At 42.8% G+C, this 17158-nt stretch carries 14 protein-coding genes; 13 read left to right on the forward strand and 1 reads right to left on the reverse strand.

Annotation, left to right across the window (positions count from 1 at the left end):
• The first annotated feature begins 298 nt into the window (after positions 1-298).
• Complete coding sequence (locus IQ457_RS12610; protein ID WP_200663709.1) at positions 299-973, forward strand: riboflavin synthase; 675 nt, start codon at positions 299-301, stop codon at positions 971-973.
• Positions 974-1030: 57 nt separating this feature from the next.
• On the opposite strand, the gene IQ457_RS12615 is transcribed toward IQ457_RS12610, so the two are convergent.
• The gene (locus tag IQ457_RS12615; RefSeq protein WP_200663711.1) at positions 1031-3964 is read right to left on the reverse strand and encodes a response regulator; all 2934 of its coding nucleotides are present in this window, start codon (positions 3962-3964) and stop codon (positions 1031-1033) included.
• A gap of 233 nt (positions 3965-4197) precedes the next feature.
• Here IQ457_RS12615 and fmt point away from each other — a divergent pair, with 233 nt between their 5' ends.
• The 12 genes from fmt (at position 4198) to IQ457_RS12675 (ending at position 17050) form a co-directional block, all read left to right on the forward strand.
• Positions 4198-5304 (forward strand): methionyl-tRNA formyltransferase, encoded by a 1107-nt coding sequence (gene fmt / locus IQ457_RS12620; protein WP_200663713.1) that lies wholly within the window; start codon positions 4198-4200, stop codon positions 5302-5304.
• 84 nt (positions 5305-5388) lie between these two features.
• The gene (locus IQ457_RS12625; RefSeq protein ID WP_191690842.1) at positions 5389-6975 is read left to right on the forward strand and encodes a transcription antitermination factor NusB; all 1587 of its coding nucleotides are present in this window, start codon (positions 5389-5391) and stop codon (positions 6973-6975) included.
• Between the two features lie 58 nt (positions 6976-7033).
• Entirely contained in the window at positions 7034-8455 is a 1422-nt protein-coding gene (gene thrC / locus IQ457_RS12630) for a threonine synthase (protein WP_200663715.1), read from the forward strand.
• Between the two features lie 348 nt (positions 8456-8803).
• Entirely contained in the window at positions 8804-9904 is a 1101-nt protein-coding gene (locus IQ457_RS12635; protein WP_200663717.1) for a LysM peptidoglycan-binding domain-containing protein, read from the forward strand.
• A 76-nt stretch (positions 9905-9980) separates the two neighbouring features.
• A complete protein-coding gene (gene dprA / locus IQ457_RS12640; protein WP_200663753.1) occupies positions 9981-11231 on the forward strand; it encodes a DNA-processing protein DprA in 1251 nt (416 codons plus the stop codon).
• A 105-nt stretch (positions 11232-11336) separates the two neighbouring features.
• Positions 11337-11966, forward strand: coding sequence for an L-threonylcarbamoyladenylate synthase (locus tag IQ457_RS12645; protein ID WP_200663719.1), 630 nt, complete (start codon positions 11337-11339; stop codon positions 11964-11966).
• Between the two features lie 126 nt (positions 11967-12092).
• The gene (locus IQ457_RS12650) at positions 12093-12611 is read left to right on the forward strand and encodes a GbsR/MarR family transcriptional regulator (RefSeq protein WP_191690835.1); all 519 of its coding nucleotides are present in this window, start codon (positions 12093-12095) and stop codon (positions 12609-12611) included.
• A 141-nt stretch (positions 12612-12752) separates the two neighbouring features.
• Positions 12753-13706: a fatty acid desaturase family protein gene (locus IQ457_RS12655; RefSeq protein WP_200663721.1), complete on the forward strand. Its 954-nt coding sequence runs from the start codon at positions 12753-12755 to the stop codon at positions 13704-13706.
• A 40-nt stretch (positions 13707-13746) separates the two neighbouring features.
• The gene (locus tag IQ457_RS12660; protein ID WP_200663723.1) at positions 13747-14208 is read left to right on the forward strand and encodes a hypothetical protein; all 462 of its coding nucleotides are present in this window, start codon (positions 13747-13749) and stop codon (positions 14206-14208) included.
• Between the two features lie 108 nt (positions 14209-14316).
• Entirely contained in the window at positions 14317-14784 is a 468-nt protein-coding gene (locus IQ457_RS12665; protein ID WP_200663725.1) for a hypothetical protein, read from the forward strand.
• A 34-nt stretch (positions 14785-14818) separates the two neighbouring features.
• Positions 14819-15781, forward strand: coding sequence for a TIGR01777 family oxidoreductase (locus tag IQ457_RS12670; RefSeq protein WP_200663727.1), 963 nt, complete (start codon positions 14819-14821; stop codon positions 15779-15781).
• Between the two features lie 195 nt (positions 15782-15976).
• Positions 15977-17050: a metallophosphoesterase gene (locus tag IQ457_RS12675; protein ID WP_200663728.1), complete on the forward strand. Its 1074-nt coding sequence runs from the start codon at positions 15977-15979 to the stop codon at positions 17048-17050.
• Positions 17051-17158: the final 108 nt, after the last annotated feature.

A 17158-nucleotide genomic window follows, 5' to 3' on the forward strand; every position in this document is an offset into this window, starting at 1 on the left:
AATTTATTTAAAATCAGTTACTTATGTATATAGCTCAAGTGTAGTGAATAATTATTAAAAAGCAGACTTATTGTGGATAACTCTTTAAAAACCAAGTTTCTCATACTACTACTCCTTATGTCAGCGCTAGTTATCCACAGTTTATCCGCTGAGTCTTTTTATTCTCGCTAATTTTATAGTAAGCGCTATAAACAGCTTAAAGACTAATAGCGATTATCGTTATTGATTTTGAATGCAATAATAGGTTTAAATAATATATGCTGCCTTTAACGGCCATAAAAAATACCAAGAGGTTAATATGTTTACTGGAATTATAGAAAGCGTTGGCAAAGTAAAGTCCATGCAGCCAACGGGCGGTGATATCCGCTTGACCATAGAATCTGCTGGCTTAGATTTTAGCGATGTGAAACTAGGCGACTCGATTGCTTCAAATGGCATTTGCTTGACGGTGGTGGAGTTTGGTAGTAATTATTACTCTGTCGATGTTTCACGTGAAACTATTGCTCGTACAGCGCTGGCAGATTTAAAGCCCGGTTATGCGGTGAACTTAGAAAAAGCCATGCTACCAACCACCCGTTTTGGTGGGCATATTGTTGCCGGTCACGTTGATGGGGTAGGCGTGGTTAGTAAATTGCAAAAAGATGCACGCTCACTTTATATTGAAATTGAGATACCGCACGAGTTGGCACATTATACGGCTACCAAAGGCTCTATTACCCTTGATGGTATCAGTCTCACTACCAACTTAGTCCGCGATAATATCGTTTCGCTCAATATCATTCCGCATACCGCGCAAGTCACCAATATTGCCCAGCATTGGCTGGTAGGTAGTAAAGTCAATGTTGAGGTCGATATTGTGGCGCGCTATTTAGAGCGTTTACTAAGCAAATCGCAAGCGGATAATGCACATGTTAGCAGCCCGCAAAGTACGATTACTGAGGCGTTTTTAGCTGAGAATGGTTTTATGAAATAAGGGTTAAATAGCCAAAATCATCACCAAGCTGTTATAAAAGACAGATCTTGCAAACGCTTATTGGTTTTTAATCAGCGTTTGCAAAACAGTTTTTAGCTTTTGTTTATTAATAGGCTTGGCCAAAAACTCATCCATGCCCACTTGTAAACAGGCGATTTTATCTTCTTCGCTGTTATTTGCGGTTAGCGCAACGATTGGAATATCATCGCCTTGCGCGCGAATCGCTTGGGTCGCTTGCAGTCCATCCATCACTGGCATCCGGCAGTCCATCAAAATAAGCGCAATTTCCTGACGCTGCGCTTGCAATTTGTTTAACGCCTGCTGCCCATCTTCTGCCACGATACTGCGATAACCAATCTTTTCTAGTATTTTACAAGCTATTTTTTGATTGGTTGGACTATCTTCTACCACTAAAATCAGTGGCGCTAATGTTTCATGAGGGGCGTTATCTGCGCCTAACGGGCTACTGCTTTGCTGTTTGTTTTCTTGGCTAGTTATTTGCGGTAACAGTGTTTGTCTAACGGGTAGGGTTAATCGCAGTAATTCAGAGAGTGATAATGCCACATCGAGTGGTTTGTTTAAAAAACCGTCACATTGATCCAGTAACATAGAAGGAATGCGGCGCTCAGCTTTCATACTGACCAATATTTTTGGCAGCGCAGTATTAGACAGTAAGCTATTTAGAGCCTGCTGTTTATCGATATCTATACGTGCTTTATTTTCTGATTTCTCCAATTTATTTTCAGCGTCTATATTTTTATCATCAATGTTTATTTGATGTGATAACGCGAGCGTGATGTCTTCATAATATTCGTAATCTAAGAGCAAAATAGGTGCAAGTTTTTGCGCATCTTGCGCCAGTTTATTATTTATTTGCTCAAGCGCCACTCTATCTATAGACGTGGAAATAGTGGCTGGGATAGATAAATAAGCGCACAAATCGCGTAAATGCTTGGCTCGCAGCGGTTGTTTAATGACGGCAATAAGATGAATATAAGTCAATTGCGGATTAAAGTGGTAAATAGGCTGATAGGCTGGTCGTCTACAAGGCAAATACAGCTTAAAAGTACTGCCTTTATTAAGCGTGCTTTTCATCTCAATAAAACCGCCTAATAGTTTAGCGAAGCTATTAACGTCGTTTAATCCGAGCCCTTTTATGGCGCTGTTTTTGTGCGCGTAGTTAATAGGGTGGTTTTTGATGTGAACACTGTTTTGGCTGTTGCTTTCATTAAAATACGTCAGCAGTTGGTGCTGCTTTGCGATATCGATGCCTGTGCCGCTGTCTTTTATACTAAACCGAATCCAGTCGTGCGATGGATGAATGGTAGTGTTTGATTTATCTAGATTGCCGTGATTCGTATCATGGCTGTTATTAGAAATGTGCTCTTTATCTACCTCGCCTATACTGGTACTTTTGATATCAGCTATGTCCGCATTGGTCACCGCATCGATGGTAAGTGACACATAGCCAGAATTGGTAAATTTAATCGCATTATCTAATAAATTACGTAGGATTTGCTGCAAGCGCCTATAATCGGTATCGATACAGCGCGGGCTGTCAGGCGCAAAAAAATACAAGAGCTCAAGTCCTTGCTGCCTTAAGCTTTCTACCATCGATTGACTGACTTGTTGACCAAGCTTATAAATATCCACCGCTTCAATAGATAGACGGGATGTACGAACCTCTATCTCTCCTATATCTAACATGTCGTTTAGCATCGTCAGCATAGAATGGCTGGTTTGAGTCAAAGTCGTAACGATTTGATGTTGCTTAGCGCTCAGATTATCGGGATTGATAGGTTCTAACGTGTCAATCATGGCTTCTAACGGCAGGCGTAAATTATGCCCCATCGTTGATTTAAGTGCTTCAAACTCATCAAGCTGACGTTGTAGTTGACGGTTTTGCTGCTCCAAATGCGCGGTCTGTTCGACAAGTTCGTGAATATTATTTAGGAGGACGGTAAAACCATGCACCTGCCCGTGTTCGCCAAACCAAGGCGTGATATGCAACTGATAAGCTTTTTTATTGTGCAAACCATAAACCAATAGCGTGCGCGTGACTCGCAAATCCGCCAACTTTTGTAGCAGGGCTTGGGTTGATTCGTCTTTAGCAAAGAAAAAATCGGTCAGTTGATAGTTGCTATCGCTGTGAAAGGTGGTGTCAAATACTTGCTCAAAGCGATGATTAAAAAAGCTGATTTGGCCATGTCTCATAATCATCAGCATCGGCAGCGGCGCATGATCGACCAATCGCTCTAAACGATGCTTTAGGGTGGTAATGCGCCGATGGTTGCTGTGCAGCTGATAACTGATACGGCTCAGCGCGTGACCTAAACGCAAAAATTCATCTGTGGTTTTCTTTTCGATAAACGGCGGCGTGATATAACCATCCTTGGTATGGCTACTTAGCTCATTGGTATAAATGAGCAGCTGTTCCCAGTTGGCACGCCGTTTTAGGGTATAGAGTAAGGCCATGGCAAAAAGTAAGATGGCTGTCATCAGTGGCAGCCAATAGCGATACGACATCCAATTGATATCAAGCGCTTCATGCCGCAGTATCAGGTACACCTTGTGACCATTTTCAAGTTCAATGGTGCCAACCAAATTGCGATTATTTAGCTCGTAGGCACTATGATGATTGCTAGCAGAGGGCAAGGAAGTGATAACGTTGGGGAAGGTGATACCGGCAAATTCCCGTTCATTAGGACGGGTATGACGATGAATATAAGTCTGTCCAGACGGCATCATAAAAATCAGCTGATAGCTGATGTCTTTTAGAAAAGGTTTTTTTAAGACCTTTTTAATGTCAGTATTGTCAGGGTTGGCAAGCTCAGAAATCTCATACTGCAATGCATAAAAGCTCTCTATGCTGTCTTGCTTACTATCCTGCCTTATCTCATAAAACATGGTGAAGTAATACACTGACAACATCGCCAATAATGTCAGCGTATAAAAAATCAGCAAGCGTTGTAGAGACTGGAACTGTTGCATAAAAGCATGACCCTAAATCGACCGTAAGTCGGTGTGATGGCGCATCGTAAAATAATGATAAATCTGACAGATTTGCTTGCTGTGGCTTATTTGAGGAATAAGTAGCTGAGCCTGCTTACTATTATAGAGATAAATAGCACCATTAATAGCGCTGGATGGCTGCTATTACAATCATGGCACAACACCACAAACTCACCTATAATAGACAAATTAACCATAAATACTGCCTGACTATGACCACACTTGCTGCACAATCTGATATATCTATTGACGCCAATCAAGCTGAGCAAAGCGCCGTAACCGAAATACCAACAGTCGCTAAGCCGCTAAGAGTGATATTTGCCGGTACACCTGAGTTTGCTGCTGTCAGCCTTGAAGCGCTTATCAAGCAGCAAGATGCGTTGAATATAGATATCGTTGCGGTCTATACCCAGCCTGATCGCAAAGCAGGGCGCGGGCAAAAGTTATCAGCATCTGCCGTCAAGCAAGTGGCATTGGCAAATGACATCGCGGTTGAGCAGCCTCTCACCTTTAAAAAATCTAGCACAGAAGGTATGGCTGCACGTGAGACTTTACGTACTTATCAGCCAGATGTCATGATTGTCGCGGCTTATGGTCTGATTTTACCGATTGGCGTATTGTCCACGCCTACTTATGGCTGTCTAAATATTCATGCTTCGCTGTTGCCACGTTGGCGCGGTGCGGCGCCTATTCACCGTGCATTACTGGCGGGCGATTCTGAAACCGGCATTACTATTATGCAGATGGATAAGGGGCTTGATACTGGTGATCTGCTCCACAAGGTCAGCGCGCCTATTGAAGCTGATGATACGGCCGCCAGCTTGCATGATAAGATGGCAGCACTTGGCGCGGCGGCTATTACTACCGTATTAAAAGACTTGGCGCATTACCAAGCACAAGCGGTTGCTCAAGATAATAGCAAAGCCAATTATGCGGAAAAATTGGTCAAAACCGAAGGCGAAATCGACTGGACGCAGTCTGCTACACAGATTGAACGTCAGATTCGTGGGTTGACTCCTTGGCCTGGTGCCTACACCTTTTTAGCAGGGCAGCGCGTCAAAATTTTGGCCAGTCTGCCGGTAAATACATCACAGCAAACCATTAAGCCTGCGGGCACTGTTATCAGCGTTGGGCGAAAAGCCATACTGGTCGCTTGCGGCAAAGACACTACTAGCGAACCACAAAGTAATGAATACTCAGCGACGACTTTGGCGATTACCAGCTTACAATTTGCAGGTGGTAAGCCAGTGACTGCTGAGCAAATTTGCCATGGTAATCAATTAAACGATGGCGATCAGTTTATGGCAGAAGTAAAGTAACTTACTTACGCTTAATGTATTTAATAACAAGCACTCTAACTTTTATCAGACGCTGTCGATCAGACGTCAAGGAAATTCAATTTAATGAGACAAACCAGCACTGCACCAAGAAATAATAAGCTCAAACCGTCAAGCAACCTTATTATGAATGGTAGCGTCCGTGTCCGGGTGATTCGCACTTTATTGGCCATTCAAAATGGCCAATCACTTGCCAGCGTCCTTGACCCGTTACTCAACAGTCTGCACGACGGCGATAAAGGCTTTGCACATGCCTTACTACTGGCGACACTGCGTCAGTGGTACGCGCTGGCGCGTTTGCTCGATACGCTAGCAGACAATCCTATCGATGAGGTCGAAGTTCGTACGACTATTCAAGTGGGCTTAGCGCAATTGCTGTATTTAGAAGTGGCGGACCATGCAGCGATTCATGAAACGGTTGAAGCGGCAAAAGAGATTGATTTTGCCCATGCAACAGGTTTGATTAACGCTATCTTGCGTAAAGTCGCTAAGAATCCTAGCAAATTTCGTAAAAAATGTGATAAAAAGCACAGTCTGCCGAACTGGCTTGCTTATCAGCTTAAGCAGGACTGGGGCGAGCAGTATGACGAGCTGATGCAAGGTTTGCGCCATGCAGCACCGATGTTTTTACGCGTAAACTCAGCGGTTAGCTCAGTAGAGGATTATCAGAAAACACTTGATGGGGCAGAAATTGATGCAGACATCGTTGAGCTAACGACTGGTTTTAATTTACCGAACTCATCAGATACAGCTATAGCAACAACGCTATCCACCAAAGGTCTCCGGCTACATCAAAGCACAGCCGTAAACGCTTTGCCTGATTTTGCTTTTGGAGTTGCCAGCGTACAAGACATGCATGCTCAACTTGCTGCTCCGATTATTAATAAAGCGTTAATGGCTAAAATAAGCACTGATAAATCTAATACAGACATTGATTCAGAAGCCAATAATAATGAGCTGCATATCTTAGATGCTTGCGCGGCACCCGGTGGTAAATTGGCTCACTGGTTAGAGCTCATAAGCGCTAATAACGAATCATCGTTGTTTCACGTGAAACAAGATGATGCTAAATCGACACCAGTAATAACTGATATCAAGGTAACAGCTATCGATAATGAAGCGCCGCGTATTGAGCGTATTCGTGAGAACTTACAGCGCTTAAATTTAAGTCAGTACGATTTGCAGCAAGCAGAGAAAAGTGTCGCACTGAATATTGTCTGTGCTGATGCCACCAGATGGCAGCATGGGAAAAATAAAAAAGCGGCTACCAATGAGCCGGTATTTGATGCAATATTACTCGATTCTCCTTGTACTGCGACAGGCGTGATTCGCCGTCATCCTGATATCAGTATTTTGCGTACCGAAGAAGACGTTGAGCAAACTGCATTATTACAAGCGGATATTTTGCATAATTTATGGCCACAATTGAAAGCGGGTGGTTATCTATTGTATGTGACCTGCTCTATCTTAAAGCAAGAAAACGTCGAGCAAATGCAGGATTTTATCAGTCATCATAATGATGCGGTAGCGATTGAGTTTACCGAATATTGCAGTTGGGGCATCGCGCAAGCAATCGGTCGTCAGTGCTTGCCCATTGATAGCGAGAGTGGTGATGGGTTTTATTATGCGTTGCTTCATAAGACAATGGCATAAAACTGCTGAATAAACCGTTTTAAATATTGAATAACCTCATTATAGACAGGACAATCTAATGAAATATATCAGTACCCGTGGTCAGACAGCGCCGATGGATTTTAGTGATGTGCTATTGATGGGTCTTGCGCCAGATGGCGGTTTAATGCTGCCTGAGCACTATCCAAACATTGATAGCAGGACTCTTGATGAGTGGCGCACGCTCAGCTATCCACAGCTTGCCATGGCGATTATGCAGCGCTTTGCCACTGATATTCCTGCCGCTGATTTGCAAGATATCATCGAGCGTACTTATACCTCCGAGGTATTTGGTTCTGATGAGATTGTTCCTGTCCGTAAGCTTGAAGATAATTTATATATTTTAGGACTATCAAACGGTCCAACATTGGCATTTAAAGACGTTGCCATGCAGTTCTTGGGCAATGCCTTTGAATACGTACTGAAAAGAAAAGACGCGCGTATTACCATCATTGGTGCAACCAGCGGTGACACCGGCAGTGCAGCAGAATATGCCCTACGTGGTAAAGAAAATATCGAAGTCTTTATGCTGTCACCGCACGGCAAAATGAGCGAATTCCAGCGTGCGCAAATGTATAGTCTGACCGATGATAATATCCATAATATCGCCATCGACGGTATGTTTGATGATTGCCAAGATATTGTCAAAGCGCTGCAACAAGATGCCGAATTTAAAGCGGCTTATAACCTCGGTACAGTCAACTCTATCAACTGGGGTCGTATCCTTGCGCAAATCGTTTATTACTTTAAAGCCTATTTTGCCGTTACGACGAGCAACGATGAAAAAGTCAGCTTTAGCGTACCATCAGGTAACTTCGGTAATATTTGTGCCGGTCACATCGCTCGCGAAATGGGACTGCCAATTGACCGTCTGATTGTTGCAACTAATGAAAATGACGTGTTGAATGATTTCTTTAACCAAGGTGCTTATCAACCACGTCCGACCGAAAAAACTTATGTTACCTCTAGTCCGTCTATGGATATTTCAAAAGCCTCTAACTTTGAGCGTTTTGTTTATCTATTATTAGAAAAAGACAGCGCGCGCGTTCATGAGTTATTTGACGGCGTAAAATCAGGTCGAGGCTTTGACTTGTCTGACTTGATGGAAGCAGTTAATAACCGCTATGGTTTTGCTGCTGGTAAATCTACTCATAGCGACCGCTTGCAGACTATCAAAGCGCTTTATGATCAGCATGGTGAATTGGTTGATCCACATACTGCAGACGGCATTAAAGTCGCTAAAGAGCTACAGTTAGATGGTGAAATTATTGTTTGTGCAGAGACAGCATTACCCGTTAAATTTGCAGATACTATCGTTGAGGCTATCGGTCAGATAGATATCGCTCGTCCAGCGCATACTGAAGGGTTAGAAGATTTACCGCAGCACGTAGTGGTACTGGATAACAAAGCTGAGCTGGTCGCTGAGCAAATCCGTCAGCACGTGACGCCAAATCTTGCCTAGGCAGCTTATTTATATAAAGTATTCATTGAAATTAATATCCAATTAAAGGTTACGCTATTGTAATAAAGTGTTTATGATTGTGTTATGGTAGATATAATTGTAATATTAGAAACAGCGTCGGCGAGTCATCATTATGCTCGGCGCTTTTTTAGCAATCAAACCCGTCAATCATATCAGTCGACAACACTGAACAGCTGCTCTAGAGGCTTTATGATGGTGATACTTAAGCCTTTTATACTTTTATTTTCTAATCGTTACTTAATGACTAGAATGGAATTTTGAACCTAAGTAATAGACTTAAGTAGACCAGATTCGACGCTAATAGCGCTACATATTGTGGATATAAAAATGAAGATGAGCTTAAAGAAGATAGCAAAAGCACTATTACTGACGACATTTAGTGGTGCAATGCTGCTGACCACTGCCCACGCTAATAATCCACCGCCTACTATTAAGGCTGATGCGCCCAATCGCTATATTGTCAAAAAAGGCGATACCTTATGGGATATCTCAGGGCGTTATCTCGATAGTCCTTGGCGCTGGAAAGAGATTTGGGCGACCAATAAGCAAATCAAAAACCCCAACCTTATTTATCCTAACGACGTTCTTATTCTATGCGTGATTCAAGGTAAAACCTTGGTCGGGGTCGATACCGGCGAAGGTTGCGCAGGAGTTGAAAAACAATTGACTGGTAATGTGGTTGCCAGCTCAGTCACGGTGACCTCTACTGCTAATAGTATTCCCTCTATTCCGTGGTCTGCTATTCAGCATTGGCTCGACAAGACCATCATTGTTAATCCAGCAGATTTTAATACCACCCCATACATTTTAGCCTCAAAAAAAGGCAATTTAATTACCGCTAGTGGCGATAAAGTCTATGCCAAAGGCGTACCACTTATCGTTGGCCAACGTTACGGTATTTACCGTGAAGGCGAAAAGTATGTCGAGCCTAAAACACAAAAAATTATTGGTTTAGAAGTCACGCAAGTCGCTACTGGTCTGGTGACGTCTACCGAAACCAATGGCGTGACCAGCTTGCAGCTTATCGACAGCTATGGCAAAGAAGTCCGTGAAGGCGACCGCGTTTTTGTGGAGCTAAATAATTCAATACCGCCAGTATTTTATCCAACGCCAGCAACCGTTAATCGCGGCGGTATGATCGTCCGCGTGATGGATTCTATTAGCTCAGCGGCTAAGGGCAGCGTCGTTGCGATCAATTTGGGCAGCGCACACGGTGCCAAACCTGGTGATGTATTGACCGTTTTTCAAAAAGGCGCGGTCATACGCGATATCAAGGATAATGACACGCCAGTCCGTTTACCAAGCGAGCCTACTGGTATGGTAATGGTGTTTAATACCTTTGATAATATCAGCTATGCGTATGTGCTTGATTCTGAGCTACCGCTCAATGTCGGTGATCAGCTGTTACCACCGCCGTATCTACAATAAGTTCGATATCTCTAATAAGTATAATGCTTATTCTTTGAGCTAAAAGTTTAACTTAAACTAAATGAGCTAGATGATTATGACCGCAGTCACTTCTCTTTTATCCGCCGAGCAGCGTGCCGTTTTAGCGCTGTGGACTGAAGTGAATGCGTCATTATCAGCATATCATAAACTCATCTCTAACTTTGGCACGGCAGGGTTTGCTTGGAATGCTAAAGTAGAGGCATGGCGTCAATTGGGCATTCATAGTACCCATCTTAAGCGTCATGAGCAGCCAGAACAAACGCTCACTACTATCGATAAAATCCAGCAAGCATTGTTAGACGGAAAATACGGTCTTTTATTTGCTGACCAGCCTGACTATCCAGCGCAGCTGCTAGAAATATACGACCCACCACCATTGTTATTTTACCGTGGTGATAAAGCGCGTTTGCAGCAAGCGCAAATTGCCATCGTTGGTAGTCGCAAACCCACCGCCCACGCGCAAAAAATCACCTTTGATATGGCACAATACTTAGCGCAAGCTGGTTATATTATCACTAGCGGTCTAGCGCTGGGTGTCGATAAGCGTGCCCATTTAGGTGCTTTAGCTCAGTCTGATACCGAATATCAAGGCCGTACGATTGGCGTGATGGGGACGGGGATTGATGTCAATTACCCCAATCATCATGATAAATTATTTGGTCAGATTATTGACCAAGGCGGCTGCATTATTAGTGAGCTACTACCGCACACACAGCCGCACAAACACACTTTTCCGCGCCGTAATCGTCTAGTTGCAGGACTTAGCCTCGCGACCATTGTCACTGAAGCGACCATTCAAAGCGGCTCACTGATTACTGCGCGCCTAACCTCCGAGCAAGGTAAACAAGTTTTTGCCATTCCAAGTCATATTGATAATAGCAATGCCGAAGGCTGCCATCATTTAATACGTGAAGGCGCAACGTTGATTTATCATCCGCAGCACGTCCTTGAAGATATTAATAATCAGTTGGACTATAGAGCGCATACCTATCAGCCGTCATCTAATGCAGAGTCTAGTATTGAGCGGGCAACTCTTAGCCAAGGTTCCAATTCTCTAAATACAGAGAAACTCTCTACCAAAAGTATTAATCAATCGCCACAATCTAATCTCAAACCTTCTTCCCATACTAGTGTTATTCCTGAGCATTTAGCGCTCATTTATGAGCAACTTGATTGGCATGGGCAGGATTTAGATGCGTTGTTAAATACTACTGATATGTCGGCCGCGCAATTGATTGGGCAACTTATGGAGCTGGAGTTATTAGGCGTTATCAGTGTACAAGGTGGGCGTTATTTGCGCGTGTAGTTTTATTTTTAATCAAAACGCGATTTTAAGAAATCTTTAAACCTGCTGTTTTACCCATCGTTTAAGTTGTATTATACCCCTTCATACTTTTTTTCTTATTCCGCTATGTCTACATCTAAAGCTCTTATCACCGATTCTGTCATCGAAGCTGCGCATTGGCTACAACAAGGTCAGCTGCTTGCTTATCCAACCGAAAGCGTTTGGGGTATCGGCTGTGATGCTTATGATAAAGCTGCCGTACAGCATATTTTGACCATCAAGCAGCGACCACAAGCCAAAGGTATGATTGTCATTACGGATAGTGCGGAACGTTTAACGCCCTTACTAGACGCTTTAGATGGAAGTCAGCGCCAACAAATCATCGAGAGCTGGCAGACAGATAATGCTGATGATAATTTTCAAGGTAAGCAAGCGCATACCTGGCTACTGCCTATTCCGCAGCCGCTTGCTAATACCCTTCCTTCTTGGATAACAGGGCAACACCAGACAGTAGCAGTGAGAGTCATTGCTCATCCTGTTATCGCTCAGCTATGCGAACAATTGGTTAGTGCTCATAACCCATTTGGGCTGCTGGTTTCCACCAGCTGTAACCCATCAGGTGAGCCGCCTGCCATGAATTTTTCTGAAGCCTATGATTATTTTGGTGAGCGTATTAAATATTTGCAGGCTGAGACATTAGGCTATACCTTGCCCAGTCAAATTCGTGATGCAACGACAGGCTTAATCATTCGTTAAAATAAAATAACTAACTGAGTAGCAAACTCATATTCTTCAATTTCACTGTTGACAGAAATTAAAGAATAGAGCAGTATGAGTTATTAAGATAACCAAATCATTTAAGATAGTGAGTAGATAGTCATTATGAAACTAAATCCTGTGACCGAAAAATTTATCTTACATTGGGGCGAAATGGGCTCGCAGTGGGGCGTTAATCGCACCATGTCACAGATACACGCGTTGTTATTTATCATCGGTAAACCGCTTAATGCTGAAGAAATTACAGACACACTTGGCGTCGCACGCTCTAACGTCTCAAACAGTATCAAAGAGCTACAGCACTGGGGTCTAGTACAAAAGGTCTCGATATTAGGGGATCGTCGTGATCATTTCACTACCAATACCGACGTTTGGGAGCTGGCACGTATCATCGTCGTTGAACGTCAAAAACGCGAATTGGAACCAACGGTACAGTTTTTACAACAGCTGATGGACAGCCCTGAATTTGAACATGAGAATAGTGAGGTAAAAGCTCGTATCCGTGAAACCCAAGAATTTGTTGATACCGTAACCACTTGGTCTTCAGAGATGCTTAGATTGCCGACGAGTGCGCTTAAAAAGATATTGAAATTGGGCGCTAGTATTAAAAAGGTCTTACGCTAGGAGTAAGGAGTATTATTTAAAGTAAAAAATTTACCTCATTATTTCTGTTTAGACAGAAATTAATGTAATGTTTCTAACTAGCTATTCTCATTAACTATTATCACTAGCTCATTTCATATTAACAATAAATGGATGTGTCATATGAAAACGAATAATGCACAGGTTAATAAAAATACAGCGATTAAAAATGCTATCAACACAGTGCAGTGGCAAGATTTGCGTTCGTTAACTCGAGGTCAAATTGCTTATAACGTTATTTTGCCTTATCCATTTTTATTACTGTCATGGTGGTTTGCCAGCCAATCATGGTATGTCTTAGCGTGCGGCGCGTCTTATTTGTTTTTTGCGGCGGCGTTCCGTCAAGCTCACGATGGTTATCATCATAGTTTGGGTACAGGCAAACGCACGACCACCGCTATATTGTTATTGCTTAGCGTGGTCTTAATGACCAGTTTGCACAGCATCCGCGCCACTCATATGGAGCATCATCGTAACCCTTTGGGCGACAGTGATATTGAAGGCAGTCTGGCAAAAATGTCATGGTGGCAAGCGATGTTAGGTGGTGTCACGTATCGGCTAGACATCTATCGCCAAGGCTTACGTCTGAGCAGTCGTCGTAATCGGCACATTACGTATTTAGAGTTTGGTTTGATTGCTTCGGTTATCGTGACTGCGCTCGTGCTGAGTGTATTTCCTATCGCTGTCCCTGCCATTGCAATGTCAGCGCAAGTATTGATGTATCACATACTGACCATGATGTTGGCCAATGCCAGCGTCGGTATTATTGCGGTGTGGGGCGTGCACCATGATTGTGATGAGACGGTTGCTCGCACCGAGCGTAATCTATTGGTCAATTTTCTGACCTTTAATCTACTTTATCACGTCGAGCATCATTTATTTCCTGCTGTGCCGTCTAATCATTTACCACAGCTCGCCAAGCGTTTAGATGCAGAAGTACCTCATCTAACCGAAGCGCGCGTATTGCCAACGATGGCTAACGTCGTAGATTTTATTAATCATCACTGGCATAAAATAAAAGCAAAATACCAAAGTAATAATGATAGTGACTGTCCTATTCGTAAGCGTTTTGCTTAGGGTAATTATCGGATAAGTTGGCTTTTCTAAGGGTATCGTTATGAGTTTAGACGCTAATGAAAGTAGTGAAAACTATTCAAAATCAAGTGTTATAGGAGCATATTTATTCTTCGGTGGAGCTATCGGTGGCGGCTTAATAGGATTGATAGTAGCTATGCTCGGAGTTTTAGAGGCTGTCTTACAAAATGCTGTTTTGCAGAATATAGTGCGTTCAATAGTGATAGCTGTATTAGCAATACCTGGCTTTGCATTTTTTGGTTTTATTGTAGGTCTAATTCCTGCAACATTGACTGGTTGTTTAGTTGCGCATTTTAAGCTATACCGTAACCATAAAGGTTTATCACATTCCGCTATCATCAGTGCAATATCGACGGCTATTTGTGCTTTGCTATTTATAGTTTTTAGCGATATCAATTTTTCAATTGCTGTTTGTATCTTTAGTGTCTTGATTGGAAGCGCGAGCGGATATCTAACAGGATTATTTACCTTACCAAGGCCATAAATTAAAACTACATTTTTAAATAAATACCCACTAATCTCCATAGTAACTTCACTGGCTTAGCGAGCCTCCTATTTATACTCAATGACTGATATAAATAGGAGAAATATAATGAATAATAATTTGGATACCTACCCTTATTTAACCATCATGATTTTGTTTGCAGCACTTAGGAGTGTGGTTGGTGGAGTGATTGCAGAGCTGGCTTTATTGTTTATCTTTCGAGAGGCCACTTTTGCCCAAATCGGTTCTCAGCCACTGTTATACGTCGGCTTATTAGGTTTTATCCCTGCGTTATTAACGGGAATTATCATCGCTAGCCAAAAGCTATGGGGCGAGGATGATAAAAGTATACGCACAACGTTTTTAGTGGGATTTATAACCTCAGCTATTTATATGGGTACAATCGGCTTATATTTAGGCATCAATTCATGGATAGAAGTTGGTGTGTTATTGGCTTTTATGGGTAACGTTGGTGTTTTTGGCTGCATAGCTTTACCAAAAGCATGTAAGAGTTATTTTGATATCAGCGCTAAAAAAGTAGATGGTGGTAGTAATACATTAAGTTTTACTAAATAATAGCAACGAAAATAATACATACAGGGAGTAGGACATGGATATTCTAATCAGTGGCGGCTCGGGATTCTTAGGTAGCGCGTTTAGTGAAGCAATCATTAAGCGCTATCAAAAAGATGATAAAAAAGTGCAGGTTACGTGGCTGACGCGCGATAGTAAGCAGGCGCATCCTAATGATATTAAAATGATGACCTATGATGAGCTGGTGAAATCATATAAAAGCTTTGATGTTATTTTGAATCTAGCAGGCGCAGGGATTGCTGATAAACGCTGGAGTGACGCGCGTAAAAAGCAATTGCTTGCCAGCCGTATCAAACCTACTGAGGCGCTACTGGATTTTATTGCGCGTAGTAATAGCAAACCTAAGCTACTGGTTAGCGGTTCAGCGATTGGCTGGTATGGTCCTCAAGGTGATAAGTCTTTGACAGAAAGCAGTGGTTTTAACGCTGATTTTTCGCATAAACTCTGTGACGACTGGGAACAGTTGGCGCTAAAGGCTACCGATCACGGTGTCCCTGTGGCTATCGTACGCACTGGCGTGGTTATCCATCCTAAGGGCGGTATGGTCAGTAAATTATTAACGCCGTTTAAAATCGGTGTCGGTGGTCAATTGGGTGACGGTAAGCAAATTATGAGTTGGATCAGTCGTACCGATTGGGTAAGAGCGGTGATATTTATCATTGAGGAGCATCTTAGTAGTCAGAGACAGCAAGTGAATAGTATTGATAATACTCTAACAACAGCAAACGCTACGCCAGCGCTGGTTTATAACTTGACCGCGCCCAATCCTGTGGCCAGTCATACTTTTACTAAGACGCTTGGCACATGGCTACATCGTCCGACATTTTTTACTTTACCAGCATTTTTATTAAAGCTGATGTTTGGTGAGATGTCGACCTTGTTGATTGATGGGCAAAAGGTGCTGCCACAAGCGCTACTGGACGCAGGCTTTGAATTTGAACACACAGCTTTAGAGTATGCACTGGAGCAGCAAGGGTGAGTTTTTAGAGATATGTTTCATGTGAAACAATGGGTTTAAAACAACGTTTTTGAAGCATTGATTTAAAAATAACGTTAAATTACTAAGTGCTTTATATTTCTAGTTCTATAAAGTTTCAATAAACCATCATGCTGTCTACAACAGGTAAGAATATTGGCGTACTATAAGCCCGTCTTTGTCTGATTCAATTTTATCATGTGGCCTTTTATCATTCTTACCCAGCTGCTCGCCCTGATGAGTAGCGTGATATTTTACTGGTTCTTTCAACCAAAACAGCGCTTAGCTAAAGCCGGTTTGTTTTTAAGTATTTTTATTATCAACAATGTTTTTCTGCTCTACGGCTTGAGTGAATTTTGGCGCGAGCGCTTTCATGTCTATCTGGTTGTCGGCATTTTACAAGGCTTTATGTTTTATGCCGCATTAATAACTGCGGTTATTGCCTTGGTCTATGTTTATATTCTTAAACAAAAACTCCGGCCAAAACTTATACGCATTCTCGCAGTGGCAATTTATATTGGCATTGTAGGTTTGGCGGTATTTAATGCCTATTCACCTGTCGTCCATCGTCTAAACGTCACGACGGATAAGGCAATTAAGCGGCCACTGCAAATTGCTCTGGTGTCTGATACGCATTTGGGTAGATGGTTTGGCAATCGGCAGATTGATAAGCTGGTCAAGCTGATTGATGCCCAAAATCCTGATGTCGTGGTCATCGCAGGCGACGTCATGAATGATTCGACCGACGCTTATGATAAAACCAATATGCATGCGCACTTATCAAAATTGACAGCGCCGCTCGGTGTTTATGCCACTTTGGGAAATCACGATTATTCTGGTAACGAAGTGGCAATTGCCAAGGCCGTTGAACGCGTGGGGATACAGGTAATTGACAATAAAAGCGTTTGGTTAGACGATTCAGTGTTGCTGATAGGGCGTTCAGATGAGACAGATCCCGCACGTCCGGCTGCGACAGATTTGCTTAGTGAAGTGAGGGCGGATAAACCAGTAATATTTTTAGAGCACAGCCCTGCTGACTTGGAGCAAATAAAAGGTTTGCCGATCGATTTGCACCTGTCAGGGCATACGCATGGCGGGCAGATATTTCCTTTAACGATATTACTAAAGTGGTTTACGCCGCTGGTTTATGGGGCAAAGTACAGTGAGGGCACGCAGTTTTTGGTGACTTCTGGCTATGGTATTGGCGCAGTACCCTTTAGGCTTGGCACGCGCTCTGAGATATGGATGATTACCTTGCAGTCGGCGCAATAGTAGTCATCCCAGCGCTCACAAGTATTGAAAAAGCAGTCGCTATAATCCGCTAATTTATAAATACTGCCACAACCCAGCAAACGCTTTATCAAAATATTATCTCGCTAG

The sequence above is a fragment of the Psychrobacter sp. M9-54-1 genome (genome assembly GCF_016613355.1).
GTDB classification, from domain to species: domain Bacteria; phylum Pseudomonadota; class Gammaproteobacteria; order Pseudomonadales; family Moraxellaceae; genus Psychrobacter; species Psychrobacter faecalis.